The organism is Streptomyces sp. M2CJ-2 (genome assembly GCF_016757295.1).
Taxonomy (GTDB): domain Bacteria; phylum Actinomycetota; class Actinomycetes; order Streptomycetales; family Streptomycetaceae; genus Streptomyces.
The window spans coordinates 71,693-97,260 of record NZ_JAESIF010000019.1 but is presented as its reverse complement, the minus strand read 5'-3'; the positions used below and the strand labels follow the sequence as shown (position 1 = coordinate 97,260).

19 protein-coding genes and 2 pseudogenes are annotated in these 25,568 nt (G+C 72.5%); 8 read left to right on the top strand and 13 right to left on the bottom strand.

Translation table 11 applies throughout. The features are described from left to right. Positions 1–35: 35 nt before the first annotated feature. Together fdhF and JL475_RS17265 are read right to left on the bottom strand one after the other, a co-directional pair. Entirely contained in the window at positions 36–2,789 is a 2,754-nt protein-coding gene (gene fdhF, locus JL475_RS17270) for a formate dehydrogenase subunit alpha (RefSeq protein WP_202278601.1), read from the bottom strand. Beyond that, positions 2,786–4,471 (bottom strand): NAD(P)H-dependent oxidoreductase subunit E, encoded by a 1,686-nt coding sequence (locus JL475_RS17265; protein ID WP_202278600.1) that lies wholly within the window; start codon positions 4,469–4,471, stop codon positions 2,786–2,788. Before JL475_RS17265 ends, fdhF begins: the two co-directional genes overlap by 4 nt. 202 nt (positions 4,472–4,673) lie before the next feature. Here JL475_RS17265 and JL475_RS40065 point away from each other — a divergent pair, with 202 nt between their 5' ends. Beyond that, on the top strand, positions 4,674–4,844 hold the full coding sequence (locus JL475_RS40065; RefSeq protein ID WP_307825075.1) for a thiazolylpeptide-type bacteriocin: 171 nt from the start codon (positions 4,674–4,676) through the stop codon (positions 4,842–4,844). Between the two features lie 93 nt (positions 4,845–4,937). On the opposite strand, the gene JL475_RS17255 is transcribed toward JL475_RS40065, so the two are convergent. Further along, positions 4,938–6,206 carry a MalY/PatB family protein gene (locus tag JL475_RS17255; RefSeq protein ID WP_202278598.1) on the bottom strand — a complete coding sequence of 423 codons (1,269 nt, stop codon included), beginning with the start codon at positions 6,204–6,206 and terminating at the stop codon, positions 4,938–4,940. A 527-nt stretch (positions 6,207–6,733) separates the two neighbouring features. Between JL475_RS17255 and JL475_RS17250 the strand changes: the two genes are divergently transcribed. Genes JL475_RS17250 through JL475_RS17225 form a run of 6 tightly spaced genes read left to right on the top strand, consistent with a single transcriptional unit; the run spans position 6,734 to position 12,279 of the window. Next, complete coding sequence (locus JL475_RS17250; protein ID WP_202278597.1) at positions 6,734–7,918, top strand: substrate-binding domain-containing protein; 1,185 nt, start codon at positions 6,734–6,736, stop codon at positions 7,916–7,918. 3 nt (positions 7,919–7,921) lie between these two features. Beyond that, positions 7,922–8,662 carry an ABC transporter ATP-binding protein gene (locus tag JL475_RS17245; protein ID WP_202278596.1) on the top strand — a complete coding sequence of 247 codons (741 nt, stop codon included), beginning with the start codon at positions 7,922–7,924 and terminating at the stop codon, positions 8,660–8,662. Then, positions 8,662–9,402: an ABC transporter ATP-binding protein gene (locus JL475_RS17240; RefSeq protein ID WP_202278595.1), complete on the top strand. Its 741-nt coding sequence runs from the start codon at positions 8,662–8,664 to the stop codon at positions 9,400–9,402. The genes JL475_RS17245 and JL475_RS17240 overlap by 1 nt, the downstream gene beginning before the upstream one ends. Then, positions 9,402–10,328, top strand: a complete 927-nt coding sequence (locus JL475_RS17235) for a branched-chain amino acid ABC transporter permease (protein ID WP_202278594.1) — start codon at positions 9,402–9,404, stop codon at positions 10,326–10,328. The genes JL475_RS17240 and JL475_RS17235 overlap by 1 nt, the downstream gene beginning before the upstream one ends. Then, a complete protein-coding gene (locus JL475_RS17230) occupies positions 10,325–11,383 on the top strand; it encodes a branched-chain amino acid ABC transporter permease (protein ID WP_202278593.1) in 1,059 nt (352 codons plus the stop codon). Before JL475_RS17235 ends, JL475_RS17230 begins: the two co-directional genes overlap by 4 nt. Next, the gene (locus tag JL475_RS17225; protein ID WP_237407381.1) at positions 11,380–12,279 is read left to right on the top strand and encodes an alpha/beta hydrolase; all 900 of its coding nucleotides are present in this window, start codon (positions 11,380–11,382) and stop codon (positions 12,277–12,279) included. The genes JL475_RS17230 and JL475_RS17225 overlap by 4 nt, the downstream gene beginning before the upstream one ends. Before the next feature lie 49 nt (positions 12,280–12,328). Here JL475_RS17225 and JL475_RS40060 read toward each other — a convergent pair. The 10 genes and pseudogenes from JL475_RS40060 to JL475_RS17180 all read right to left on the bottom strand — a co-directional run. Further along, positions 12,329–12,517: pseudogene (locus tag JL475_RS40060) on the bottom strand (ISL3 family transposase); the annotation flags it as partial. Between the two features lie 6 nt (positions 12,518–12,523). After that, positions 12,524–13,326: pseudogene (locus JL475_RS17220) on the bottom strand (SAM-dependent methyltransferase). Positions 13,327–13,418: 92 nt separating this feature from the next. After that, complete coding sequence (locus tag JL475_RS17215; RefSeq protein WP_202278592.1) at positions 13,419–15,362, bottom strand: GAF domain-containing protein; 1,944 nt, start codon at positions 15,360–15,362, stop codon at positions 13,419–13,421. 188 nt (positions 15,363–15,550) lie between these two features. Then, the gene (locus tag JL475_RS17210) at positions 15,551–16,939 is read right to left on the bottom strand and encodes an MFS transporter (protein ID WP_202278591.1); all 1,389 of its coding nucleotides are present in this window, start codon (positions 16,937–16,939) and stop codon (positions 15,551–15,553) included. 80 nt (positions 16,940–17,019) lie between these two features. After that, the gene (locus JL475_RS17205) at positions 17,020–17,817 is read right to left on the bottom strand and encodes a 3-hydroxybutyrate dehydrogenase (protein WP_202278590.1); all 798 of its coding nucleotides are present in this window, start codon (positions 17,815–17,817) and stop codon (positions 17,020–17,022) included. Between the two features lie 167 nt (positions 17,818–17,984). Beyond that, positions 17,985–18,140: a hypothetical protein gene (locus JL475_RS17200; protein WP_202278634.1), complete on the bottom strand. Its 156-nt coding sequence runs from the start codon at positions 18,138–18,140 to the stop codon at positions 17,985–17,987. A 160-nt stretch (positions 18,141–18,300) separates the two neighbouring features. Beyond that, positions 18,301–19,839 (bottom strand): PHB depolymerase family esterase, encoded by a 1,539-nt coding sequence (locus JL475_RS17195; RefSeq protein ID WP_202278589.1) that lies wholly within the window; start codon positions 19,837–19,839, stop codon positions 18,301–18,303. A 180-nt stretch (positions 19,840–20,019) separates the two neighbouring features. Beyond that, on the bottom strand, positions 20,020–20,679 hold the full coding sequence (locus JL475_RS17190; RefSeq protein ID WP_202278588.1) for a CoA transferase subunit B: 660 nt from the start codon (positions 20,677–20,679) through the stop codon (positions 20,020–20,022). Position 20,680: 1 nt separating this feature from the next. Beyond that, on the bottom strand, positions 20,681–21,463 hold the full coding sequence (locus tag JL475_RS17185) for a CoA transferase subunit A (RefSeq protein ID WP_202278587.1): 783 nt from the start codon (positions 21,461–21,463) through the stop codon (positions 20,681–20,683). A gap of 897 nt (positions 21,464–22,360) precedes the next feature. After that, the gene (locus JL475_RS17180; RefSeq protein WP_307825074.1) at positions 22,361–23,926 is read right to left on the bottom strand and encodes an IucA/IucC family protein; all 1,566 of its coding nucleotides are present in this window, start codon (positions 23,924–23,926) and stop codon (positions 22,361–22,363) included. A 100-nt stretch (positions 23,927–24,026) separates the two neighbouring features. Between JL475_RS17180 and JL475_RS17175 the strand changes: the two genes are divergently transcribed. Next, positions 24,027–25,562 (top strand): IucA/IucC family protein, encoded by a 1,536-nt coding sequence (locus JL475_RS17175; RefSeq protein ID WP_202278586.1) that lies wholly within the window; start codon positions 24,027–24,029, stop codon positions 25,560–25,562. The last annotated feature ends 6 nt before the right edge of the window (positions 25,563–25,568 follow it).

Here is a 25,568-nt window from a genome sequence, read left to right as displayed (position 1 = left end):
GCGCGGCCGTCGTCGCCTCCCTCGGGGCATCGGGCTCAGTCATCGGAGGACGACGGCGGCAGGGCGGCGTGCGCGGTGGATGGCGGAAAGGCTCTCGGGTGAACCGTCGGGGAGGCGACCACACGGACCGCCGTGACCTTGTACTCGGGGCAGGACGTGACGGTGTCGGCGTGGTGGGAGGTGAGGCGGTTGACCCCGCTCGCCGGGAAGTGGAAGGAACAGAAGACCTGGCCGGGCGCGGTCTGCTCGCCGACGCGGGCGATGAGTCGGGCCCTGCCGTGTCGGCTCTCCAGCGTGACCGGCTCACCGTCGCGCACGGCGTAGCGGTGGGCGTCGCCGGGGTGGAGGTCGAGGTGGTCGACCGGGTCGAGGGCGAGGTTCGCGCCGCGCCGGGTCATGCTGCCGGAGTTGTAGTGCGCCCAGCGCCGTCCGGTGACGAGGACGAGCGGGTAGTCGTCGTCGGGGTGTTCACCCGGCGGAAGACAGGGCGCCGCGGCCAGGTGGGCACGGCCGTCGGCGGTGGCGAACCGGTCCCGGTAGAGCTTCGCCTCGCCGGGGCGGGCGGGGTCCCGGCAGGGCCACGGCACGGCGCCCTCCCGGTCCAGCCGTTCGTGGGACAGACCTGCGAAGAGGGGGGCGATGCGGCCGCATTCGGCCAGGGCGGCGGCCGGTGTCGGGCAGCCGAGGTCGGCACCCATCGCCGACGCGACGGCGTGCACGGCGTCGAAGTCGCTGCGTGCTTCTCCCGGCGGGGTCACGGCGGGACGGACCCGCTGGAACCGGCGGTCGAAGTTGACGAAGGTGCCGTCCTTCTCCAGCCAGGACGCGACGGGCAGCACCACGTCGGCACGGCGGGCGGTCTCGGACGGGAACAGTTCGCTGCACACCACGAGCGGGCACGCCTGAAGGGCCTCGGCCACCTTGTTCGCGTCGGGATCGGTGGCGCACACGTCCTCCCCGATGACCCACAGCGCCCGCAGCTCCCCCGCCCGTGCGGCGGCGAACATGTCCGGGATGCGCAGGCCGGGCCGCTCGGGGACCGGGACGCCCCACACCGCCTCGGCCCGGGCCCGCACCGCCGGGTCGGTCACCTGCCCGTATCCGGGCAGGAGGTCGGGCAGCGCGCCCATGTCGGAGGCGCCCTGGACGTTGTTCTGGCCGCGCAACGGATTGACCCCGTGCCCGCGGTCGGTGCCCACGGCACCGCGCAGGATCGCCAGGTTGGCCAGCGACCGCACCCCGTCCGTGCCGTGCAGGTGCTCGGTCACCCCCAGGCCGTAGACGATCGCGGGACGCCGGGCCTCGCCGTAGAGCCGGGCGGCGGCGATCAGGTCGGGGGCGGGCACACCGGTGATGTCCGCCACCCGGTCCGGCGGGTAGTCGGCCAGCAGTTCGGTGAGCTCCGGCAGTCCGGTGGCCCGCTCGCGCAGGAACTCCTCGTCGGTCAGTCCTTCGGCGAGCAGCACGTGGGCGAGCCCGTGGAAGAGCGCCACGTTGGTGCCCGGACGGGGCCGCAGATGCACATCGGCGTGCGCGGCGAGGCCCACGGCGCGCGGATCGGCGACCACCAGCTTGGCCCCGCGCAGCACGCGCCGCAGCAGCCGCGCCCCGACCACCGGGTGGGCCTCGACGGGGTTGGCCCCCACCACGAGCAGGCCGTCGGACCGTTCGACGTCGTCGAAGCTGTCGGTGCCGCCGGACAGACCGAAGGAGGCGGTCAGGCCGGCGGCGGACGGGGAGTGGCACAGGCGGGAGCAGTTGTCCACGTTGTTCGTGCCGATGACGGCCCGCATGAACTTCTGGACGAGGTAGTTCTCCTCGTTGGTGGCGCGGGCCGAGGAGATCGCCGCCACGGCGTCCGGGCCACCGGCCGCGACGGCCGCGCGCAGCCCTCGGGCGACATGACCGAGCGCCTCGTCCCAGCCGACGGGCTCCAGGCGGCCGTCTCGTCGCAGCAGGGGCCGGGTGAGCCGTTCGGAGGAGGCGAGATAACCGTGGGCGAAGCGGCCCTTGACGCAGGCGTGGCCCTGGTTGACCGGGCCGTCGCGGGCGGGCAGTACGGCCGTGACCTCGCCGTCGGCGGTGACGACGTCCAGGGCACAGCCGACACCGCAGTATCCGCACGTGGTGCGGGTCGCCGGCGGCCGGCGGGCGGAGGTGAGCCCACGCGCCGGGCCGGGTTCGGTGAGCGCCCCGGTGGGGCAGGTGTCGACGCAGCCGCCGCAGGCCACACAGTCCGACTCCGCCCAAGGCCCGCCGGTGCCGGGCGCGACCACGGTGTCGGCGCCCCGGCCGACCAGGGTCAGGGCGAAGGTGCCCTGCACCTCGGCGCACATGCGGACGCACCGGCCGCAGGCGATGCACAGGTCCCGGTCCAGCTGGACGTAGGGGTGGGAGTCGTCCCCGCCCCGGCCTCCGGCACCCTGTGCGGTGTCGGGGCCGATGCCCATCGACCGGCAGACCTCGGCCAGTTCACCGGGGTTGCCGTCGGCGAGGGCGCGGGGCGGCAGTGCGGAGGCGATGACCTCCACCGCCTCCCGGCGCAGCTGCCGGAGGTCGTCGGTCGCGGTCTCGACGTGGACACCGGGGGCGGCCGGGGTCACACAGGCCGCCACGGTCTGCCCGGCGGCGCGTACGAGACAGGTGCGGCAGGAGCCGGCCGGGCTGAGCCGGTCGTCGGAGCACAGTGCGGGCAGCCCGCTCCCTGCCGCCCGCACGGCCGCGAGCAGGGACGCTCCCTCGGGCACGGCGACGCTCGTGCCGTCGACCTGGATCTCGATTCCGGTCATGGCTCCCATCCCGCCAGTCGGTCCCCGTAGACGCGGGCGAGGCTGTGCACGGCGGGCGGGATGCGCCGTCCGAACGCGCACAGGCTCGCCTCGGCCAGTACATGCGCGAGCCGTCCCCACTCGTCACCGGGCGAAGCGCCGGCCCCGGCCAGCTCCAGACCGCGACGCGAGCCCACCCGGCAGGGGGAGCAGGCGCCGCAGCTCTCCGCCGCCGCGAACTCCCACACATGCCGCAACACGTCCCGCGGCGCCACGTGCTGGTCGAAGGCGACCAGTCCGGCATGGCCCAGTGCGGCACCGCGGGCGGCCAGGCCGGCCGTGGTGAGCGGCACGTCCAGCGCGTCCGGGGCGAGAAATCCGCCCAGTGGTCCGCCGACCTGGAGGGCGACCGGCTCGCTGCCGTCCTTCAGGCCACCGCCCAGTTCGGTGACGATCCGCAGCAGCGAGGTGCCCAGCTCGACCTCGTACGCCCCCGGCCGGGCGAACCGCTCCGAGAGGCAGACCAGTTTCGTGCCGGTCTCCTCCGGCGTCCCGCGCCGGGCGTACGCGTCGCCGCCCCGGGCCACGATCCAGGGGACGGCCGCCAGGGTCTCCACGTTGTTCACCACGGTCGGCGCGTCCCAGAGTCCGCGCGCGGTCGGGTACGGCGGACGCGGCCGGGCGCAGCCCCGGTCCCCTTCCAGACTCGCGATCAGCGCGGTCTCCTCACCGGCGACGTACGACCCGGCGCCCTCGACCACCTCGACGTCCAGGGCCGTGTCCGTGCCGTGCGCGGAAGGGCCGAAGTGCCCGTCGGCGTAGGCCTCCCCGACCGCTTCCCGCATCCGTGCCAGCGCGCGCGGATACTCCGAGCGGACCAGTACCAGGCCCCGGCGGGCACCGCAGGCGAAGCAGGCCAGCGCCAGGCCCTCCAGCACCCGTCGCGGGTCGGCCTCCATCAGCAACCGGTCGGCGTACGACCCCGGGTCCCCCTCGTCTCCGTTGGCCACCACCACGGTGCCGGGCGCCCGGCCCGCCGCCTCCCATTTCGCCGCCACCCGGAAACCCGCTCCCCCGCGTCCGCGCAGCCCGGAGGCGGCCACCTCCCCGCGGACCCGGCCGGGACTGCCGGCCGTCACGATCCCCGGCCACACCTGCCACGCCGGCGCACCGGCGACCACCCCTGCCAGCAGCACGGGGTCGCCGGTGTCGTCGGCCGCCGGGATCCGCGGAGCGGACCGTGGCTCGCGCCCCGCCAGCCGACCGGCGAGCGCAGGACCCGTGCAGGGCGTGGCCCCGTCCAGTGCGGCGGGGCCTGCGTAGCAGTACCCCAGGCAGCGGACGGTCTGCAGCGATGTCCCTCCGTCCGGTGAGACGGTGCCCGCGGTGACACCCAGTTCCTGCTCCACCCGGGTGACATGCCGCCCCGACTGCGCCGCGAAGCACGCCGCCGCCGAGCAGACCCGGACGTGACGGCGGCCGCGCGGTGCGACCAGGTCCGCGTAGTAGGCGGCCGGCCCGAGTGCGGCGGCGGCAGGCAGGCCCAGGCCGGCGGCGACCGCCGGGGCCCAGCTCTCGGGGCCGTCCGTCGAGCCTTCCCTGGTGCGGGCCAGCCGCTCGACCAGCCGCTCACCGGCTCTTCCACGCCGCTCTGAGAGAGCTCGGAAAGCGTCGAAACGGCCGGCGGGGCGAAGGACAGCCATGACTTCATCGTGGCGGCAGTCGTGCGACGCCACAATCCGGGTCGCGGGCTGCCGACGTCCGCTCCGGGGGTGCCGGGATGCCGGCGGGACGACAGCGGGAGACATGCCGAACGGTGAGCGGAGGCCGCTGGAATGCTCCCGTACCCACCCGGCGGAGGCCGCCGGCCACGGCGGCCTCCGCCCTGACCCATCGGGAGACGTCGTGGACGGCAACCTGAGCACCCTCGCGGACGCGATTCTCGAGCTCGAGGCCGAGAGCTTCGAGATCTCCGACTACTCGGACGCCAGTGAGGTCATGCTGGCCGGCTGCACCAGCACCAGCTCCACCTCGACCTGCAGCGCCACCACCAGCACCACTTCCTGCACCGCCTGACGCACGTCCGGTCGGCCCCCTCCGGAAGAGGGCGCCGACCGGACGTCCGTCGTGTCCCGAGCCGGTGGCACGGGCGTCCGGCAGTGGCCGGTATCAGGCGTGGGGCGCTCGTCCATGGCCGGCGAGCGCGCGTCCCATGCGGGCGAGCGCTTGGCGCAGGATCGTCGGTGAGGTCGCGAAGTTGAGGCGGACGCAGCCGGCGCCGCCGGTGCCGAAGACGTGCCCGGAGCTGAGGGCGACGCGAGCCTCGTCCAGGAACATCCTCGCCGGTCCGGCGAGGTCGCTGACGACGCCCGGTCCGTCGGCCGGCCGGTCGTCGTGCAGTGCGAGCCCGGTGCAGTCCAGCCAGGCGAGGTAGGTGCCCTGGGGCGGGACGTACCCCACGCCGGGGAGGTGTTCGTCGATCAGCTCGCCCAGCAGGCTCCGGTTGGCGTCGAGTCCGAGCAGGAGTTCGTCGAGCCAGTCGGTGCCGTCGCGGAACGCCGCGGTGTGGGCGAGGACGCCCAGGTGGCTGGGGCCGTGGCCGACCTCTTCGGGCATACGGCGGAGATCGTCCGCGGCTTCGGTGCCGGCGATGGCCACGGCGGCCTTGAGACCGGCCAGGTTCCACGCCTTGGACGCGGAGGTCAGGGCGAACCCGTTCTCGGAGCCGGGAACGCCGAGGAACGGTGTGAAGACGGCTCCCGGCAGCACCAGCGGGGCGTGGATCTCGTCGGAGACCACCCGGACACCGTGCCGGCGGGCGAGCTCGGCGACCGCCTCGAGCTCCGCGCGGGTGTGGACGACACCGGTCGGATTGTGCGGGTTGCTCATCAGGAAGGCGGCGCGGCGGCCGTGGCGTCGTGCGCGTATGAAGGCGTCTTCGAGGCCGGCGAGGTCGATCCGCCGGTCGGGGCCCAGACGGGCCTCGACGACGTCCCGGCCGTCGTGCGCGACGAACGCGTAGAACGGCGGGTAGACGGGTGAGCAGACGACGACCGCGTCGCCGGGGCCGGTGACGAGGCGGAGGACCTCGACGATGCCCAGCATGACGTCGGGCACGATCGCGGTGTTCTCCACCCGCAGGCCGTCCCACTTCCAGCGCGCGGCGGCGAAGGCGGCGAGGGCCTCGGCGTAGGCGGTGCCGTACGGGTATCCGGTGTCTCCCAGGTCGACGGCCCGGTGCAGCGTGCCGGCGACGGCGGGTGCCAGGGGGACGTCCATCTCCGCCACCCAGAGCGGGAGGACGTCCTCGGGGTGCGTGCGCCACTTCATGCTGGTGCGCTGCCGCAACTGCTCCAGGGACAGCCGGGCCAGCGGATCGGTGCGCTCGCTGTCGCCGGGCTCGGGCTCGGAGGGTGAGTGGTGCCTGGCCTCGCTCATGCGTAGCTCCCCTCGCCCGGGCGAACCGGGCCTGTGTGGTGCCGGTGTGATCGTCCTGCTGGACGGTACCCCCGTTTCCACCACGTGCCGGCCAGGAGATCCGACGGGGCGAGTGGTTGCCCGGCCGGTCCGAGAGAAGGCCCTCCTGTGAGCGGGACCGTTGTCGGGATCGAGACGGTGGAGGGGCCGCCCCCGGTACGTTCGTCGTCGCCGACGAGGGCCGTTCCTGATCGCCTCACCGCCACCGACGGGTGCCACCGACACAGCCGGACAGTGCCGCATGGGGGTGAGCCACATTGTGGCGTTCAGTTCGTCATCGTCGGCGACGGCCGTCCCTGAGCACCTCTCCGCCACCGCCGGGCGCCACTGATGGGTGCTACAGACATAGCAGCACAGTGCCACATGGTGGTGAGCCACATTGTGGCGTCCAGGTGGCGTGAAACACACTGCCCGGACGTCGCTCAGGAACCGAATCCGTGATGGACCCCTGGGGCGTATCCGTCGTCGCATTGAGGAGCCATACGGCCATGCGTAGATCCGTTCTTCTTTCCGCCACCGTGACCGCGATCGCCGCCGCGTTCACCGCTTCCTGCTCCAGCCCGGGCAGCAGCACCGCCTCCGAGTCGAAGGAGGTGCAGGTCGCCCTCGTCACCTCCACCAGCGGGCCGCTGGCCTCCTACGGCGAGCAGTACCTGCAGGGCTTCGAAGCCGGCCTCGACCACGCCACCGAAGGTACTGGCAAGGTCGACGGCATCAAGGTCACCGTGCTGAAGGACGACGACGCCGGTGATCCGGCCAAGGGCGTCTCCCTGGCCAAGAAGCGCATCGGCCAGGGGGTGCCGATCATCGCCGGCACCGCGGCCTCCGGGGTGGCCACCCAGATCGCCCCGGTGGCGGCGCAGAACAAGACGCTGTACATCAGCGGGCCCGCGGCCACCGACGCGGTCACCGGCGTCAACCGCTACACCTTCCGCTCCGGACGCCAGACCTACCAGGACGTGGTGACCGCCAAGAACATCCTGGGCGACTCCCAGGGCAAGAAGGTCGTCGTCCTGGCCCAGGACAGCGCCTTCGGGCAGGCCAACGCCGAGGCCGTCAAGGCCGTGCTGGGCACCGACGGCACCACGGTGACCTCGGTGCTGGCGCCGCCCAGCGCCACCGATCTGACCCCCGTGGCGAGCAAGGTCAAGGCGGCCAAGCCGGACATGGTCTTCGTCGCCTGGGCGGGAGACACCGCCCAGTCGATGTGGTCCACCCTGGACCAGCAGGGCGTGCTGGACGCCGCCACCGTCGTCACCGGCCTGGACATCCGGGCCAGTTACCCGGTCTTCGGCAAGGCCCGCGACAAGGTCACCCTGCTGGCCCACTACGTGCCCGAGGCCACCGCCACGCCGGAGGCCGAGGCCATGCGAGAGTACTTCGCGAAGAAGAAGTGGGACGAGGACCTGTTCTCGCCGGACGGCTTCAACGCCGCCCAGATGGTCGTCGAGGCCATCAAGGCCGGTGGAGCGGACGGGGACACCGACGCCATGATCAAGGCCCTGGAGGGCTTCACCTTCTCCGGTGTCAAGGGGAAGAACACCGTCCGGGCGGGCGACCACGCACTGCTGCAGCCCACCTTCCAGGCGAAGTTCGCCTCGGCCGACCACCCGGAGGTGTCGAAGACCTTCCCCGCCGAACAGGTCGCGCCCGCCGAGAAGAAGATCGGCTGACGCATGACGCCCGTACTGCAACTGGACCGGCTCAGCTGGTCGGTCGGTGGCGCCAGCATCATCAACGAGGTGTCCCTCGCCGTGAGCGAGGGGGAACTGCTGGCCGTCATCGGCCCCAACGGGGCCGGAAAGACCTCCCTGTTCAATCTCGTCTCCGGCCTGACCACTCCGACCGGCGGCACCATCCGCCTCGACGGTCACGACATCACCGCCCTGCCGCCGCACCGGCGCTCTCGCCGGGGCATCGGGCGGACCTTCCAGTCGTCCTCGGTCTTCTCGACCATGACGGTGGCCGAACACGTTGAGCTGGCCGCCCGGTCCGCCGGGGTGCGCCGCGTGAGCGCGGCCGACGTGACGGGAGTACTGGCCCGGGTCCGCCTGGCCGACCGCGGCGCCGATCTCGCGGCCGGCCTGTCCCACGGCGACAAGCGCAAACTCGAGTTGGCGATGCTTCTCGCCCCCACCCTCGCCGACAGCTCGGCCGGAGCGCGGCTGATGCTGCTCGACGAGCCGATGGCGGGTGTGGCCTCGGAGGAGACCGGCGAACTCACCGACCTCATCCGTTCGCTGCACCGCGACGAGGGCCGGACCGTGATGCTCGTCGAGCATCACATGGAAGTGGTGCTCGGCCTGGCCGACCGGGTCGCCGTCATGCACCACGGGCAGTTGCTCGCCGCCGCGGCACCGGCCGAGGTCATGGCGAACGCGACCGTCCAGCAGGCATATCTGGGAGACGAGCTCTGATGTCACCTCCACCGATCCTCACCGTCAGCGGCCTCGAAGTGGACATCGCCGGGTCGCACATCCTCAAGGGCATCAGTTTCGAGGTCCCGGCCTCCGGGGTGACCGCCCTGCTGGGGCGCAACGGTGTCGGCAAGACCACCACGATCCGCGCGGTCCTCGGACTGCTGCCCGACGGCGGACAGGTGACCGCGGGCCGCGTCACTTTCGACGGCCACGACATCACCGCCGAGCCCACCCACCGCACGATACGCCGCGGCATCGGCTACGCCCCCGAGGACCGCGGGATCTTCGCCGGCCTGACCGTCGCCGAGAACCTCGCCCTGGCCGAACGCCCGGGCAGCGTCCACCACTACGACCTCGTGCACGATCTGTTCCCCGAACTCGCCACCCGCAGCGGCCAGCGCGCCGGCACCCTGTCCGGCGGTCAGCAGCAGATGGTCGCCCTCGCCCGGACCCTGCTCAACGACAACGCTCTGGTCATCGTGGACGAACCCACCAAGGGCCTGGCTCCCCGCGTGGTCACCGAGGCCGCCGAGGTCCTGGAGCGCGCCGCGGAGCGGGTGCCGCTCCTGCTGGTCGAACAGAACCTCGCCGTCGTCCGCCGACTGGCTCGCAGCGCCGTCGTGCTGGACGCCGGACAGGTGGTGCACACCGGTGACGCGCGCGAACTGCTCGCGGACACGGAGCGGACGACCGCGCTGCTGGGTGTCGGCAGTCACTCGAAGAACGGAGCCGCCTGATGGACACCCTCGTCCTGCTCACCCTGACCGGTCTCGGCCTGGGAGCCCTGTACTTCCTCATCGCTTCCGGTCTCGCCCTGATCTTCGGGCTGATGGACGTGCTGAACTTCGCGCACGGCGCGTTCCTCACCGTCGCCGGCTACACCGCCTGGCTCACCGCCGAGGCGGTCGGCGGGGTTCCGGGGCTGCTGCTGGCAGCCGTGGTGGGAACGGCCACCGGCCTCGCCCTGGCGGTGGTGGTGGAGCTGGTTCTCATCCGGCGGCTGTACGGCCGGGTCAAGGAGCAGATCCTGGTCACCGTCGGGCTCTCGCTGGCCATTCCGGCGGCGGTACAGACCGTCTGGGGCGCCGACGCCCGCACCTTCCCGGTGCCGGACGCGCTGAGCGGCACCGTCGGGGTGCTCGGCGCCCAGGTGCCCGTCAACCGCTTCCTGCTGATCGCGGTGGCGGTGCTCGTTCTCTTCGGCGTCCAGCTGTTCCTGTCCCGTACCCGCTACGGACTCATCGTCCGCGCCGGGGTCGAGGACCGGGCGATGGTGACGGCGCTGGGCATCGACGTCACCCGGGCCTTCACCCTCGTCTTCGCACTCGGCGGTGCCCTGGCGGGGCTCGCCGGCGTGCTGGGCGGAATCTACTTCAGCTCGCTCTCCCCTCATCAGGGAACCTCACTGCTCATCTTCGCCTTCGTCGTCGTGATCATCGGTGGCCTCGGCTCGATCCCCGGCGTCGCGCTGTCCGCACTCAGCGTGGGCCTGGTGCAGCAGTACGCCAACTACTACGCGGGCGGCTACGGCGACCTCGCCGTCATCATCCTGCTCGCCGTCGTGGTGCTGGCCCGGCCGAAGGCCGGCACCGACTCGCCGCTGCAGCGGCTGCGGCGCGCGCTCACCGCACCCCGGGCACAATCCGCAGGAGGCACGGCATGACCGCCACCCGTACCCCGCAGGCGACCCCCGCCGCACCGGTGACGCAGTCGGCACCCCCGCGAGCCGGACGGCTGCGGCGGGCCCGGTCGGTGACCGTCCCGGCCGCCGTGCTGTTGGTGCTCGCGCTGCTGCCGTACTCGGCGGTGGACATCCCCGTACTCCTCGACGGCCCGGTCAACTCCCCGGGATCACTGCAGCTGTTCGCGCTCTGCCTGGTCTTCGGCGCGCTCGCGCTCGGCTACGACCTGATGTTCGGCCGCACCGGGCTGCTGTCCTTCGGCCACGCCCTGTACATCGCCGGAGGCGCCTACGGCACGCAGCTGGCCATGGCCGAACTCGGCCTCGGTCTGCTGCCCGCCGCCCTGCTCACCCTGGTTCTCGGCACTGTGGCCGCCCTCGTCCTCGGCGCCATCTCGTTGCGCACGCTCGCCCTCGGCGGCGTCGGCTTCGCCATGGTCACCCTGGCTTTCGCCCAGGCGGGTTCGATCTGGGTGGAGCGCAACCCCGGCGGTCTCACCGGCGGCGAGGAGGGCCTGCCACTGCACACCGACGGAGTGCCGGCAGCGCTGGTCGGCGTGCAGAACACCGCCAACATCTACTGGCTCGCCCTCGGTTACCTGGCCCTGGTCGCCACCGTCGTGTGGATCGCCACCGCCCGTCCGGTCGGGCGCGTCTGGCAGGGGATCCGCGACAACGAACAGCGCGTCGCGGTCCTCGGCCGCAGCCCGTTCGCCTACAAGCTCGGCGCCTTCACCCTCGCTTCCGCGCTCGCCCTTCTCGGCGGCGTACTGCACCTCTTGGTCACCGCGGGCGCCACTCCGCACACCTCCACCTCGGAGTTCACGCTCACCCTGCTGGTCATGGCGGTGCTGGGCGGTAGCGGCACCCGCTGGGGGCCGATCGTCGGCGGGGTGCTCTTCACCTACCTCGACCAGCGGCTCGGTGGCTGGAACCTCGGTGTGGAGCCCATGCTGATCCTGGGTGTGCTCTTCATCATCGCCGTCTACGCGGCCCCCGGCGGCATCACCGCCCTGGGCCGGAGGAGGAGTTCATGACCGCGCCCACCCGAGGCATCATGCAGAGTCTCACCGTCCCGGTGGACGGCGGCGAACTCGCCGTCACCCGGTGGCCGGGCGACGGCCCGCCGGTCATCGCGCTGCACGGCATCACCGCCAACTCCCTGGCCTTCACCGCCGTGGCCGAAGCGCTGCCCGACGCCGATCTCTACGCTCCCGACCTGCGGGGCCGGGCCGCCAGCGCGGCTCTGCCCGGCCCGTACGGCCTGACCGCCCACGTCCGCGACGCCCTCGCGCTGCTCGACCACCTCGGCCGGCAGCAGGCGGTGCTCCTCGGCCACTCCATGGGCGCTTTCGTCGCCGCCCTGGCCGCCGCCCGGCACCCGGAGCGCTTCCCGCGCGTGGTCCTGGTCGACGGCGGCCTGGGCTTCCCCGCTCCCCCGGGCACCGACATCGACGAGCTGCTGCAGGCCGTCATCGGCCCGGCGATGGACCGGCTGTCGATGACCTTCGAAGACCGGGAGGCCTACCTCGAGTTCTTCCGGGCCCACCCCGCGCTCGCCTCGCACTGGAGCCCGGAGCTGGCCGCCTACGTCGACCGCGACCTCACCGGTCGCCCACCCGAGCTGCGCAGCAGCTGCGTACTCGACGCGGTACGCACGGACGGCGCCGACGTGCTCGGTGACCCCGAAACCCTGGCCGCCATCCATCAGCCACAGGTGCACGGCGCCCTGCTGTGGGCCGAACGCGGCCTGCTCGACGAACCGCAGGCCCTCTACGATCCGGACCGTATCGCCGCGGCTGCCCTCGACCCCGACCGGATGCCCACCCGCTGTATCGGCGACACCAACCACTACTCGATCCTGTACCCGCCGGCCGCCGGTGAGGTCGCGGCCGCCGTGCGGGCCTCGACGCACGCTTCGGGCAGGTGGTGAGGCGCGCCGGACGGAGGAGTCCGGTCAGCGGCCCTGTCTCACTTCACGCGGGGCACCGCCCGGTGGGCAACGGGATCCGCAGCAGGGCACGCGGGGCCGTGTGACGCGACAGGCGCATCGCGAGTACCGCCGGCGAGCGTGCCCCCGCCCGGCCCGCCGACTCCTTGGCCGCGGCCTTGCCCTGGCTGGTCGAACGGGTTGTACGCCGTTGGTGTCGCTCCGGGACTCCGGGCACCTGCCCGGCCTACTCCTTCAGACCCACCGCCCCGGCGGCGTGGCCCTGCTCGGGGGTGACGGCCGCGGAGTCGGGGTCCGGGCGCCAGTCGGCAGACCTGACCGGCCTGGTTCGACCAGACGCAGCCCCTGCAGGAAGCTCCCGATGCGCTCGGGCGAGCGCAGGTGGTACGTGTTGACGGACTGCGCGTTGTACGCCTCCACGGCCGCCTCGAGTCGCTCGTCGGTGGCCGTGCCGTCGCTCAGGGCCACATGGCTGCCCGGCGGCAACGCGTCGATCAGTTCGGCCATGATCCGCTCGGGCTCCTCCTCGTCCGAGACCTGGCCCATGATGTTGAGCAGCATCAGGCCGACGGGCCGGTCGAAGTCCAGTGTGCGGGCCGCCTGGGTGAGGATGTTCCGCGGATCGCGCACATCGGCGTCGAGGTAGGCGCACTTTCCTTCCGGTGTGCTGCGCAGCAAGGCATCGGCGTGGGCGAGGACGACGGGGTCGTCGTCCACATAGACGATCTTGCTTTCCGGCGCGACGCCCTGGGCGACCTCGTGGGTTTTGTCGGCGGTGGGCAACCCGGTACCGATGTCGAGGAACTGGCGGATCCCGGCGTCGCGCGCCAGGAACCGCACCGCTCGCACCAGGAAGCGCCGTTGTACGCGGGCGACGGCCGCGAACTCGGGGAAGTTCCGGAGGATCAGCTCGCCGGCCCGACCGTCCACCGGGTAGTGGTTCCTCCCGCCGAGCAGGTAGTCCCACACACGCGCCGAGTGGGGTCGATGGGTCTGCGGCCCGCTGCCCCGGACTTCTCGGTCAGTCATGATCGAAGCATGGCACACGGCGGCCCAAGGATCTGTCAACTCCCGCTTCAAAGCTCGGTGTTGGGCCCGCGGCACCGATCGCCGGTGTCGGCTCAGTGGCCGGGCAGCGGGTTCCGGGCGAGGTGGTGCAGGCTCAGGGCGACTTGGATCTCCAGGGCCTTGCCGGGCGTGTTCCAGTCGGGGCCGAGGAGTTGGGCGACCCGGTCGAGGCGCTGGACCACCGTGTTGACGTGGACGTGCAGGGCGTCCTTGGCTCTGGCGAGGCTGGCACCGTGGTCGTAGTAGGCGCTGAGGGTGCGGGCGAGTTCGGTGCCGCGCTGGGCGTCGTAGGCGAGTACGGGGCCCAGGACACGGTCCACGTATCCGTGGATGTCCGCCCGGTCGCCGAGGAGTACGCCGAGGAAGCCGAGGTCGGCCAGGCCGGCGCCGGTGCCGGTACGGCCGAGTGCTTCGAGGGCTTCGAGGCAGCGGCGTGCCTCGTCATAGGTGTCGGGGAGGTGTTCGGGGCCCGTGCCGGGGCCGGCCGCCCCGACGGTGATGGGGGTGCCCAGGCCCCGGGAGAGGCTTTGGGCGAGTTCCTGGGCGAGGGGGCCCGGAGTCGAGGTGGGTGCCAGCAGGACGGTGTGCCCGTTGCGGGTGCCGGCCAGACCGCCGAGCGTGCGGGCACGGCGTGCCGCCTCGATCAGCAGGCGTGAGCGCAGGTCCGGGTCGCAGTTGAGGACGAGCACCGCGTGCGGCTGGGCGAGGTTGATGTCCAGCTTTCTGGCACGCAGCGTCAGACTGCCGACGTTGCGGTGGCTTCCGGGGGACTGGGCGGTGAGCAGGTCGTCGAGGAGTTCGCCGCGCACCCGGTCCTCGGCCTCGGCCACGGACCGGCGCAGGAGCAGCAGGAGGGCGGTGACCATGCCGGCCCGTTCGAACAGACGCCGGTCGGCGTCGGTGAGATCGGCCCGGTCGGTGAGCACCAGGCTGCCGAGGAGTTCCGGGCCCGCCAGGACGGCGCACACCCAGTTGCCGCCGACGGGGACGGCCCGTCCGCCTCGGCGGGAGGCTTCGATCCCCTGCTCGGGCGGGCGGACCGGGCCGGTTCCCAGGCGGGCGAGTTCGGTGCCGTCCGCGTCGTGAACGGCCAGGCCGCCGCCGAGGAGGGCGGCGATCTCGCGGGTGACGTCATCGACGTCGCCGCCTCTGAGGACCAGGTCGGTGAGCCGGTCGTGGGCGTCGGCCGCGCGGTGCAGGTCCTCGCTGTGGGCCCGGGCCGTTTCGTTGGCGGCGTTCAGCTCGACCAGCGCGGAACGGGTCTCCTCCAGCAGGCGCGCGCCGTCGATGGCCACGGCGGCGTGGTCGGCCAGGGAGGAGAGCAGGGCGATGGCCTCGGGGGTGAAGTCGCGCGGAGCGCGGTCTCCGGCGAACAGGACGCCGATCACGCGCCGGCCGACGCGCAGGGGCACGCCGAGGATGCCGCGCAGGCCCTCCTCGTCGACTCCCTCGTCGATGGTCCCGGTGTGCTTGAAACGGCGGTCGGTGCGGTAGTCGGTGCTCGCGTAGGGGCGGGCGGTCTGCGCGACCAGACCACCGAGTCCCTCCCCCATGGCGAGGCGCAGTTGCTGGAACTTGGCGGAGACCGAGCCGGCGGTCACCCGCATGAACGTGTCACCGGCCGTGGGGTCGTTCAGGGTCAGGTACGCGGTGTCGGTGCCCAGCAGGGTTCTGGCCCGGTGCACGATGGCCCGCAGTACGGCGTCCAGGTCGCGCAGTGCGGCCAGGTCGCTCGCGGTGTCGAAGAGGGCGGCGAGCTCGGCCTCCCGGCGTCGGCGCTGGGCCAGGGTCCGGTGGATGTCCAGTGCGGTCCGGGTGGCCTCGTCGATGACGGCCTGCTCGCTCGGATCGGTTCCGGCCGTGCGGGCCCGGGCCGCGGGCTGGGCCAGGCGTTCGACGGGTGCCTCGGCGGCGAGCAGGTCGAGCAACTGCCGGAGTACCGCCGTCGCCGTGTGGGAGGGGTCGCTGCCGACGGTCACGGGGCTCACGGGGGGCATGGAGCGGTCCTCCCTCCAGCGGCGCGGCTGGTGTGTGGATGGGCTGTGGTGGCCTGCGCGGCAGGCGCGGTGTCTGCGGACGGGCATGCCGCGGTCCGCCCGTTTTCTCCTTCACGGGGCGGACCGCGACACGGTGGCCTCTGGACCCTTGGGCCTCTGGGCCTTTGGACTTCTGGGCCTTTGGGCCTCTAGGCCCGGTCGGTGCCGGTGAGCGAGGCCTCCTGCCGCTTCGACGGCTCGTCCGCGAGCGAGACGGTCAGGTCACGGCCGCGGGTCTCCTTGATGACGAGGACCGTGACGGCGGTGACCACCGAGGCGGCCGCGAGGTAGAGGGCGATGGGCGTCGAAGAACCGAAGCGCCTGAGGAGCTCGACGGCGATGATCGGGGCGAGGGCGCCGGCGAGGATCGAGGCGAGCTGCGAGCCCACGGAGGCCCCGGAGTAGCGGACCTTGGTGTCGAACATCTCGGAGATGAAGGCGGCCTGGGGACCGTACATGGCGCCGTGGAGCAGCATGCCCACGGTGACCGAGAGGGTGATCACGGTGAAGGACTCCGTGTCGACCAGGGAGAAGAAGGCGAACGCCCAGGCGGCCATGCCGACCGCGCCGATCAGCGTCACGGGCCTGCGGCCGATGCGGTCGGAGAGTGCTCCCCACAGCGGGATGGTGACGAAGTGGACCGCCGAGGCGATCAGGACGGCGTTCAGCGCGGTGCTCTTCGGCAGTTCCAGGTGGGTGACGACGTAGACCAGCAGGAAGGAGGTCACGATGTAGTAGGAGATGTTCTCGCCGAACCGGAGGCCGATGGCCCCGAGCACCTCGCGCCAGTTGCGGCGGAAGACCTCGACGACGGGCGGCTGCTCCTTGGCCCCCTGGGCGGCGGCCGCTTCGGCCTTGGCCTGGGCGGCGAGGAAGACCGGGGATTCGGACACCGAGACGCGGATCCACAGCCCGATCAGGACCAGGACGCCGGAGAGCAGGAAGGGGATGCGCCAGCCCCAGGACTGGAACGCCGCTTCGGACTGGACGGAGGCCAGCACCGCGAGAACGGCGGTGGCCAGCAGGTTGCCGGCGGGGACGCCGCACTGCGGCCAGGAGGCCCAGAAACCGCGGTGCTTTTCGCCCCCGTGCTCGGAGACGATCAGCACGGCGCCGCCCCATTCGCCGCCCAGGGCGAAGCCCTGGATCAGGCGCAGGACGGTGAGCAGGATCGGGGCACCGACGCCGATGCTGCCGTAGGTGGGCAGCAGACCCATGGCGAAGGTGGCGCCGCCCATCATCAGCAGGCTGAGCACGAGCAGCTTCTTACGGCCGATCTTGTCGCCGTAGTGCCCGAAGACCATGCCGCCGATCGGCCGGGCCAGGAACCCGATCGCGTAGGTCATGAAGGCGAGCAGCGTGCCCACCAGCGGGTCGCTGCTGGGGAAGAAGAGGGTGTTGAACACCAGCGCGGCGGCGGAGCCGTAGAGGAAGAAGTCGTACCACTCGACGGTGGTACCGATCAGGCTCGCCCCGACGATGCGGGCGATGCCGCCGGAGCGGGGCTCGCCCGGCTTGGCGGTTGTGGTCTCGGACATGGGTTCACCGATTCTCGGGTGAGGTGCGGGGACAGGCGTGGGGGGCAGTCATGGGGACGGGACAACGCGGGGGCGGCGGGTCAGTTGGCTCCCCAGCCGCCGTCGAGGGGCAGGGAGGTGCCGGTGATGTAGCTGCTGTGGTCGGCGCACAGCCACAGCACGGCCGCGGCGACCTCCTCCGCCTCCAGCAGGCGTTTGATGGGTGAGCGGGTCAGCAGTACATCGGTCAGGACGTCGTCGGGGCTGATCCCGTGCGCGGCGGCCTGGTCGCGGATCTGATTCTCGACCAGGGGGGTACGGACGTAGCCGGGGTTGATGCAGTTGCTGGTCACGCCGTGGGCGGCGCCCTCGAGCGCGGCCACCTTGCTCAGGCCCTCCAGCGCGTGCTTGGCGGCCACGTAGGCGGACTTGTAGGCGCTGGCCCGCAGTCCGTGGACGCTGGAGACGTTGATCAGCCGTCCCCAGCCCCGCGCGTACATGTGCGGCAGGCTGCGGCGCATCAGCAGGAACGGGGCGGTGACCATCACCTGCTGGATGAGGGCGAACCGCTCCGGCGGGAACTCGGTCAGGGGCGCCACGTGCTGCAGCCCGGCGTTGTTGACCAGGATGTCGACCTCGGTCGGCAGCGTCTCGATCGCGGCCGGGTCGGCCAGGTCGACGACGTGCGCCTCGCCCCCGATCTCGGCGGCGACCTCCTTGGCCGAATCGGCGTCCCGGTCGACCACGTGCACGGTGGCACCCGCGGCGGCCAGCGCCGTGGCGCACGCCTTGCCGATGCCGCTGCCGCCACCGGTGACCAGAGCGGCCCGGGACGTCAGGTCCACGCCGGCGCCGAGCGGCGCCGAGTGGGCGGTGGGAGGAGGGAATTCGCTTGTCATGGCCGGAAACAGTACGGACGCCACTCAGACACACCTATGTATGTGACCCACACAGTAAGGTCCACTTCTATAGCTCCCACATCCAGAAGGCAAGGGGTGACATGACGCACTCCGCGGGTTGGGCCCCGCGGTGGCCGTGACGTTTCGCCACGACTGCCGCAGATACGTCACTTGCCGAGGCCGCAGTCGGTGAGCAGGGCCGCCGGATCGGCGCCCGCGGGCCGGGCGACGGTGTGGCTCGCGTACGGGCGGTGCCCGGTGGTGAGCCACTCCTCCAGGGCGGTGGAGGTCGAGACCGGTGTTGCCCTCTGGAGACCGGGCACGCCGTCGGGAACGGTGAGGCCCTCGGGCCTGAGTCCGGCCCGGCACGGGAACATGTGTGCCCGCCACGGCGGCGGCCTTCTCCCAGGTGGGCCGCCACCATGACGGGCACGGGACCGTGGAGGGTGCGGGGAGGCGTCCACGGTCATGACCGACCCTGCGTCAGCTGCAGGTTCCGTCCGCGATGGTGAAGTGTCCGGCGGGTGACTCCTTCAGGGTGTGGCTGACGAACATGTTGTACAGGCCCATGTTCTGCTGGGAGCCCTTGGCGTAGGTGTAGCCGCCGCTGGCCGTGGCGCGTCCCGCCTGCACGTGGGCGTAGTTGGTGGCGGTCCAGCAGATGGCGGTGGCGCCGGTGGTCTGCGCCGTGACCGTGCTGGAGAGCCGCCCCCGCTTGCCGTCCGCGTCACGGGCGGCGACCGCGTAGGTGTGGGAGGAGCCCGGGGCCAGACCGGTGTCGGTGTAGGACGTGGAGTCCGCCGTGCCGATCGGGGCACCGTTGCGGTAGACGGTGTAGCCTTCGGCGCCCTCGACGGCGTCCCAGCTCAGGTCGACGGTGGTGTCCGTGACGCCGGTCGAGGTCAGGCCGGTCGGAGCGGGCAGCACCTCACCCTCGGGGTCGGAGTCGTCCAGGCCGAAGAACTGGGCGATCCAGTGGCTGGAGCAGATGGAGGCCTGGAAGTTGGCGGTGCCGGTGCTGCCGCACTGCTGGGGCCCGCTGCCGGGATCGACCGGCGTGGCGTGCCCGATCTTCGGGACCCGGTTCACCTCGACGGCCACCGAGCCGTCCGCGGCGGCGTACTCCTCGTGCCGGGTGGAGTTCGGGCCGATCACGGACGTGCGGGTCGGCTTCTGGGACAGGCCGTGCAGCGCGGTCCACTGGTCGCGCAGTTCGTCGGCGTTGAGCGGGACGACCGTGGGGTCGTTGTCACCGTGCCAGACGGCCACGCGGGGCCAGGGTCCGGACCACGAGGGATGGGCGTCGCGGACCCGCTTCGCCCATTGGTCCGGAGTCAGGTCGACTCCGGGGTCCATGCACTTCAAGGCGGCCATGACGTCGCCGGCGCAACCGTAGGGCAGACCCGCGACGACCGCGCCGGCCTGGAAGACGTCCGGGTACATGGCGAGCATCACCGACGTCATGGCGCCGCCGGCGGACAGGCCGGTGACGTAGGTCCGCCCGGCGTCCGCGCCGTAGGCGGAGACCGCGTGCGCGGCCATCTGCCGGATCGACGCGGCTTCGCCCTGGCCTCTGCGGATGTCGGTGGTCTGGTACCAGTTGAAGCACTTGTTCATGTGGTTCGAGAAGGTGGTCTCGGCGAACACCACCAGGAACCCGTGCCGGTCGGCGAGTTCGGGCAGGCCGGAGTTGTCGGCGTACATTTGGGCGTTCTGGCTGCAGCCGTGCAGCGCGAACACCACCGCCGGCTTGGCGGCCAGGGACGCGGGCCGGTAGACGTACATGTTCAACTGGCCCGGGTTGGCGCCGAAGTCGGTGACCTTGGTCAGGCCGACCGCGGCCTGAGCGGTCGGCGCCGGACCGACCAGGGCAGCCGCGAGGGCGAGGGCCACGACGGCCACAAGGCGGGACAGCAGTCCGCGCCACGCACTCCCCACCGGGCGCGGCGGCGGATCGGTGGGCGGTGCGGACGAAGCACGGGACAGCGGGGCGACGGCGCCCCGGAAACGCGGCAGTTGCATGGCGGCTCCTCGGTGCTGTGGGGGACGCCGGGCCGCTCCAAGGGCGTGGGTCGGCCGGAGCGGCCCGGTGTCCGGCACCGTAAGGTCCGTTCAACACGCAACAATATGGCAGGGAGCACCACAGCCTGCTTGTCACGATGTGGACCCGAACCGGTTGCGCCGCCGGGCGGCATCTGCTAGTCAGACACCGGCCGCCGTCTCCAGCTGCGCGGGAACCCGCAGGTCGGCCCCCGTCGCGGCGCGTACCTCGTCGACGCCGACGCCGGGAGCGAGTTCGGCCAGCGAGAAACCCTCCGGCGTGATGTCGATGACGGCGAGATCGGTGATGACGCGCTGGACGACCCCGGTGCCGGTCAGCGGCAGATCGCACCGCTCGACGAGCTTGGGGCTGCCGTCCTTGGCGGTGTGCTCCATCAGCACGATGACCCGGCGCGCCCCGTGCACCAGGTCCATGGCACCGCCCATGCCCTTGACCATCTTCCCCGGGATCATCCAGTTCGCCAGGTCCCCGGAGGACGACACCTGCATGGCTCCCAGCACCGCGGCGTCGATGTGCTCGCCGCGGATCATGCCGAAGGACAGCGCGGAGTCGAAGAACGACGCCCCGGGCAGGGTGGTCACCGTCTCCTTGCCCGCGTTGATCAGGTCCGCGTCGAGTTCCTCCTCGAGCGGGTAGGGGCCGACGCCGAGAATGCCGTTCTCGGACTGCAGCACCACCTCGACTCCCGGAGGGAGGTGGTTCGGGATCAGCGTGGGCAGACCGATACCGAGGTTGACGTACGTGCCGTCCACCAGTTCGCGGGCGGCCCGGGCCGCCATCTGCTCGCGAGTGAGCGCCATGTCAGGCACCGCCTTCCTGTTCGGTCCGCACACACCGTCGTTCGATCCGCCGGGCGGCGGCCGGGTCGTCGGGGAGGACCCGGACCACCCGCTGCACGAACACCCCCGGCAGGTGCACCTCGTCCGGGTCCAGTTCACCCGGCTCCACCAGGTGCTCGACCTCGGCGATGGTCACGCGCCCGGCCATCGCGGCCAGCGGGTTGAAGTTGCGGGCCGAGGAGCGGAACACCAGGTTGCCGTGCCGGTCCCCGACGCTCGCCCGCACCAGGGCGTAATCGGTCCTGATGCCCTCCTCCAGCAGGTACTCGCGCCCGTCGAAGACCCGCGTCTCCTTCGGCGGCGACGCCACCGCGACCTGCCCGTCCGCGCCGTACCGCCAAGGCAGCCCGCCCTGCCCGATCTGCGTCCCGGCCCCGGCCGGTGTGTAGAACGCCGGGATGCCCGCCCCGCCGGCCCGCAGGCGTTCCGCCAGCGTGCCCTGCGGCACCAGCTCCACTTCCAGTTCCCCACTGAGGTACTGGCGGGCGAACTCCTTGTTCTCGCCCACGTACGAACTGGTCATGCGCGCGATCCGGCCGGCCCGCAGCAGGAGCCCCAGCCCCCAGTCGTCCACCCCGCAGTTGTTGGAGACGACCTTGAACCCGCCCGCCTCCCGCTGCAGCAGTGCGGCGATCAGGGCGCTCGGTATGCCACACAGGCCGAACCCGCCGACGGCCAGCGACGCCCCCTCGGGGATGTCCGCCACTGCCTCGTCCACGCTGCCGACCGTTTTGTCCAGCCCCATACGGCCCCTCTCCATCAAGGGGCGCGTACCGCCCCGAGCAGCCGGGGCGCGCACAGGATGTGGCCTGCGCGCCCCGGCATCCATCGACGTGACGACCCTAAGGACGCACAGGAGCCGACCGATATGGCTGTCTCCGACACCTACCGCACGGTCAATGTGTGGCTCGCAACCAGGAACCGAGCGTGGAATCGCGCTCGCCCGCACCACCCGCACGACCGGCCACTATGGCACCGGCAACCACACCCGCAGTCTTCCTCCACGCCTTCACCGTGCTCGCTCGACAGACGCCCTCAGACCACTCGCGGAGCACGCTCCTTCCCGAGCAGCCCGTCCACGCCGGTCCACCACTCACCTCGCCCCACGGCCCTCCAGCCTGTGGCATGCAACGGACGGAGCAGCCTTCACCCCGGGGAAAGCGCTCAACTGCCGGTCGACGCCCGTTCCGAACGCTTCTGCCGGACCCGACCGGTACCGGGCCGTGACGTGTTCGCACCACGGGACGGTGCCCCTGTGGGTGGTGCGGGGGGATCTCCACGGTCCCGGCGCTGCGGGGCCGGAGACGGATGCCGTGCCGAAAACCGTGAGCAGTCGGCGGGCATGTGTCACGTGAGCGCTCAAACGAGCGGCGTCAGGACAGCGGTGGCCGAAGTGCTCACGACCTCGGGCCGGTGTGTCCTCCCGGGGCACGGGCGCGTGTCCCGGCGTCGCCCACGTCGAGGCCGCCGTCCCACCGGGCGGTCGCGGAACACCGCCCGCACGAGCAGCCGGCCGCCCCCGACAAGGCTCGATGCGCCGTCATCCGATCTCACGCCCGCCGGGCGGCACCACCGTCCCCGACCCGCGACGCCGCCTTCGGACCCCTCACCCCACCCGCGGGGACACCATCGGCTGGGGCGGTCATGGTCGCGTGTCCGCCAACGGGTTGGGGACCGGGCGGTAGCGGGCGGCGGCTCCGTCGGCGTTGGTCCAGCGGAGGAGGAGGTTGGTTTTGGCGGGGAGGCTGGGGCCGGTGAGGAGGGCGGGCGTCTCGGGGAGGGGGTGGCGGGCCAGTTCTTGGCGTACGGCGGGCCAGGGGTCGAGGCCGGGGTGGTGTTCGGCGAGGGCGGCGGCGATCTCGGTCAGGTGGTTGACGATCAGGCAGTACACCAGGCGTTCCCAGCCCGCCTCCCTGGACACTTCCGGCAGGAGTTTCACGCCCTCGGCGTCCCGGAACAGCGCCTGTACGGGGATGCCGTCGGGACCGACCGCGACCAGGGTGTTCTGCAGGTGTGCCTCCAGGACGACTCCGTGCCGGGCGAAGGCGGTCAGGGCCGGGGGGACGACCTGGGCCAGGTAGGCCTCCCACCAGGCGGCGGGGGCCGTGGTGGCGGCGAGCGGGTTGCCGTCGTACTCCTCGACCAGGGCGGCGGCGAGGTGGGGGGTCGCGCCGGGGAGGAGGTGGTCGCGCAGGCCGTCGCGGACGACCACGGCCAGTTCCTCGAAGGCGAAGTCCGCGGCGCGGTGTCCGCGGTCGCCGAGCCAGGCCGCCGGGCCGTCGAAGGCGGCGAACGCCTCGCGTACCGCCGTGTCCGTCCTGCGGAGCTTCAGCAGGTCGTGGCGCCACAGGCGGCGGATGTCGTTGGTGATGCGGACGTCGAGGCTGAACTTCAGGAACAGGTCGCGTGCGGGCGCGTACACGGTGCGGATCGCGGCCGTGGGCCAGGCCGGGAACGGGGTCGCGCCCAGCCTGATCAGGCGGCCGTCGGCGAACGCGGGGGCGAGGTCTCGGGCCGTCAGCTCCAACTGCCAGGGGTGGGCGGGCAGTAAGCGGTAACCGGGCGGGGCGGTGCCGAGCCGGTCGAGGGCCGAGGTGTCGCCCTCCTCGACGACCGTGTCCGCGCGCAGTCCGAGCAGCGTCAGCGGGAAGCGGGCGTACGCCTCCGGCGCGTACGGCAGCCAGTTCGTCACGGGGCCGCCGCCGCGCGCCTTGGGGGCGGGGTGGTGGGTGTGGCCGGTGAGCAGGGACTGTTCGGAGCGGAGGTAGGGGTCGACGGGCGGGGCCGTCCGGGCCCGTGCCGCGAGCAGCGCGGCCACCGCGTCCCTGCTGTCGATCATCTCGGCGGGCAGCTCGTGGTTCGGCAGACCGGTGTGCCGGCGCAGCTCCTCCGCGACGAGTTTCACCAGTCCTGCGTGGCCCACGCGGTGCCAGGCGCCGCCCACGCGCACCTCGGGTGCGGCGGGGCGCCGGGTGCCGCGGACCCGCAGCAGGCGGTCGACGCCGGGCAGGCGGTATGTCCGGACGTCCTCCTCCCCGTCGACGTTCACGTCCGTGGCCGGCACGGGTTGTGCCACCTCGCGCAGCAGGCAGTTCAGCAGTGGTGCGGCCGCGTACGCGTCGGCGCGGGCGGCGAGCCCGGCGGCGTGGTGGGCGCGGGTCGCCGCGTCGTCGTCTGCGGGCGGGGGCATGAGGTCCACGCGTTCCACTGTTTCCCAACGGTCTGTCCGGACGGGGACGATCAGTATGTCCGTCGCGGACCGCCTGTTCGTCCCGCAACGCTGTGCGTCGTACCCGAGGAGCCCGACCGTGCACCCTCCCCCCACCGCCGAGGCCGAGATCGCCGACGAGCTGGCCGTCGTACGGCCGGCTCTGGCGCCCCGGTACGCGACAGCGCTGCCAGAGGCCCGCGCGGCCGTGCTGACCCGGCTGTGGCGCGGCCTCGCGCACGATCCGCTGCCGTGGATCACCGGCCGGGAGCCGCACCGGGACGGGCTCACCCTGCGGCTGGCGGACGGGCGGCGGCTGCACGGTCCGCGACCGGACCCGTATGCGATTGCCGCGTACGTCACCGTCGTCCACCTGGACGAGGTGGCGTACGACGACCCGGCACGGTTGATGACGCGGCTCGCCGTGCCGCGCTCGGCGGCCTTCGCCGTCGAACTCGCTCACAGTGTGGCCTCGTTGGCGCTGTCCCGGGCGGACCAGCCGGAGGGTGGCCCGGGCGAGTGGCCCCGGTGGGACTGGGAGTGGGAGCAGCGGGTGGTCGACGGGCATCCGTTCCATCCCAACTGCCGTTCCCGGCCCGGTTTCTCGGTCGCCGAGCAGTTGGCGTACGGGCCCGAGCACCGGCCGGTCGTGGAGTTGGGGCTGGTGCCGGTACCGGCCGACGACTGTCTGGTGACGGGGGTCTGGCCGAAGTGGCTGCGGGACGGGGGGCGGACGGTGATCCCCGTGCACCCGTGGCAGGCGGCGCACGTACTCAAGCGGGGAGAACCTGGGAAAGGGGGGTGGGGAGACCCCGCCCGGCGGATCGCCGCGCATCCGCTGATGGCGCTGCGCACCCTCGCCCTGCTCGAAGGGGCGCATGTCAAAACGGCGTTGAGTGCGCGGCTGACGTCCTCGGTGCGGGACATCTCGCTCGGTTCGGTCGCCGCGTCCGCGGTGCTGTCCGACTTCGGTGAGTCGGTGGCCGCGCGGACCGGCGGGCTGCTGCACATCACCCGCACCCTGGGTGCCGCGGCGGCCGGCTCCCCCGATCTGGCGGCCGTGGTGCGCGAGTCGCCGCAGGAGTACGTGTCGGCCGGGGAACGGGTGGTCCCGGTGGCGGCGTTGGCGACCACCGAGGTGTCCCGCTCCCCCGCCCGGGCGGCCCGGTTCGCGCGGCTCGCCCTCACGGTCGGGCTGCGACTGCTCGATCTGGGCGTGGCTCTGGAGGCGCACGGTCAGAACCTCCTGGTGGTGCTGTCGCCGGACGGGGAGCCGGTGCGGCTGGTCTACCGCGATCTGGCCGATCTGCGGGTCAGCCCCGAGCGGCTGGCGCGACACGGCGTCCCGGTGCCCGAGCTGCCCGCCCGTATGGTCACGGACGACGAACGCGCCCTGCGGCGCAAGCTGTTCGGGTCGCTGGTCGCGGGTGCGCTGGCCGGTACGACGGGTTCGGGCCCGGCGCTCCGGGCCGCGCTGGAGGCGGCCGTACGGGATCTGCCGCGCACCCCGGACCTTGCCGCCCTGCTCGACGGACCACTGCCCGCGAAGGCCCTGACGCTGATGCGGCTGTCCCCCCGCGCGACCGGGGACGAATGGGCGGAACTGCCCAATCCCCTGCGGGTCCAGGAGCCTTGAGGGCCC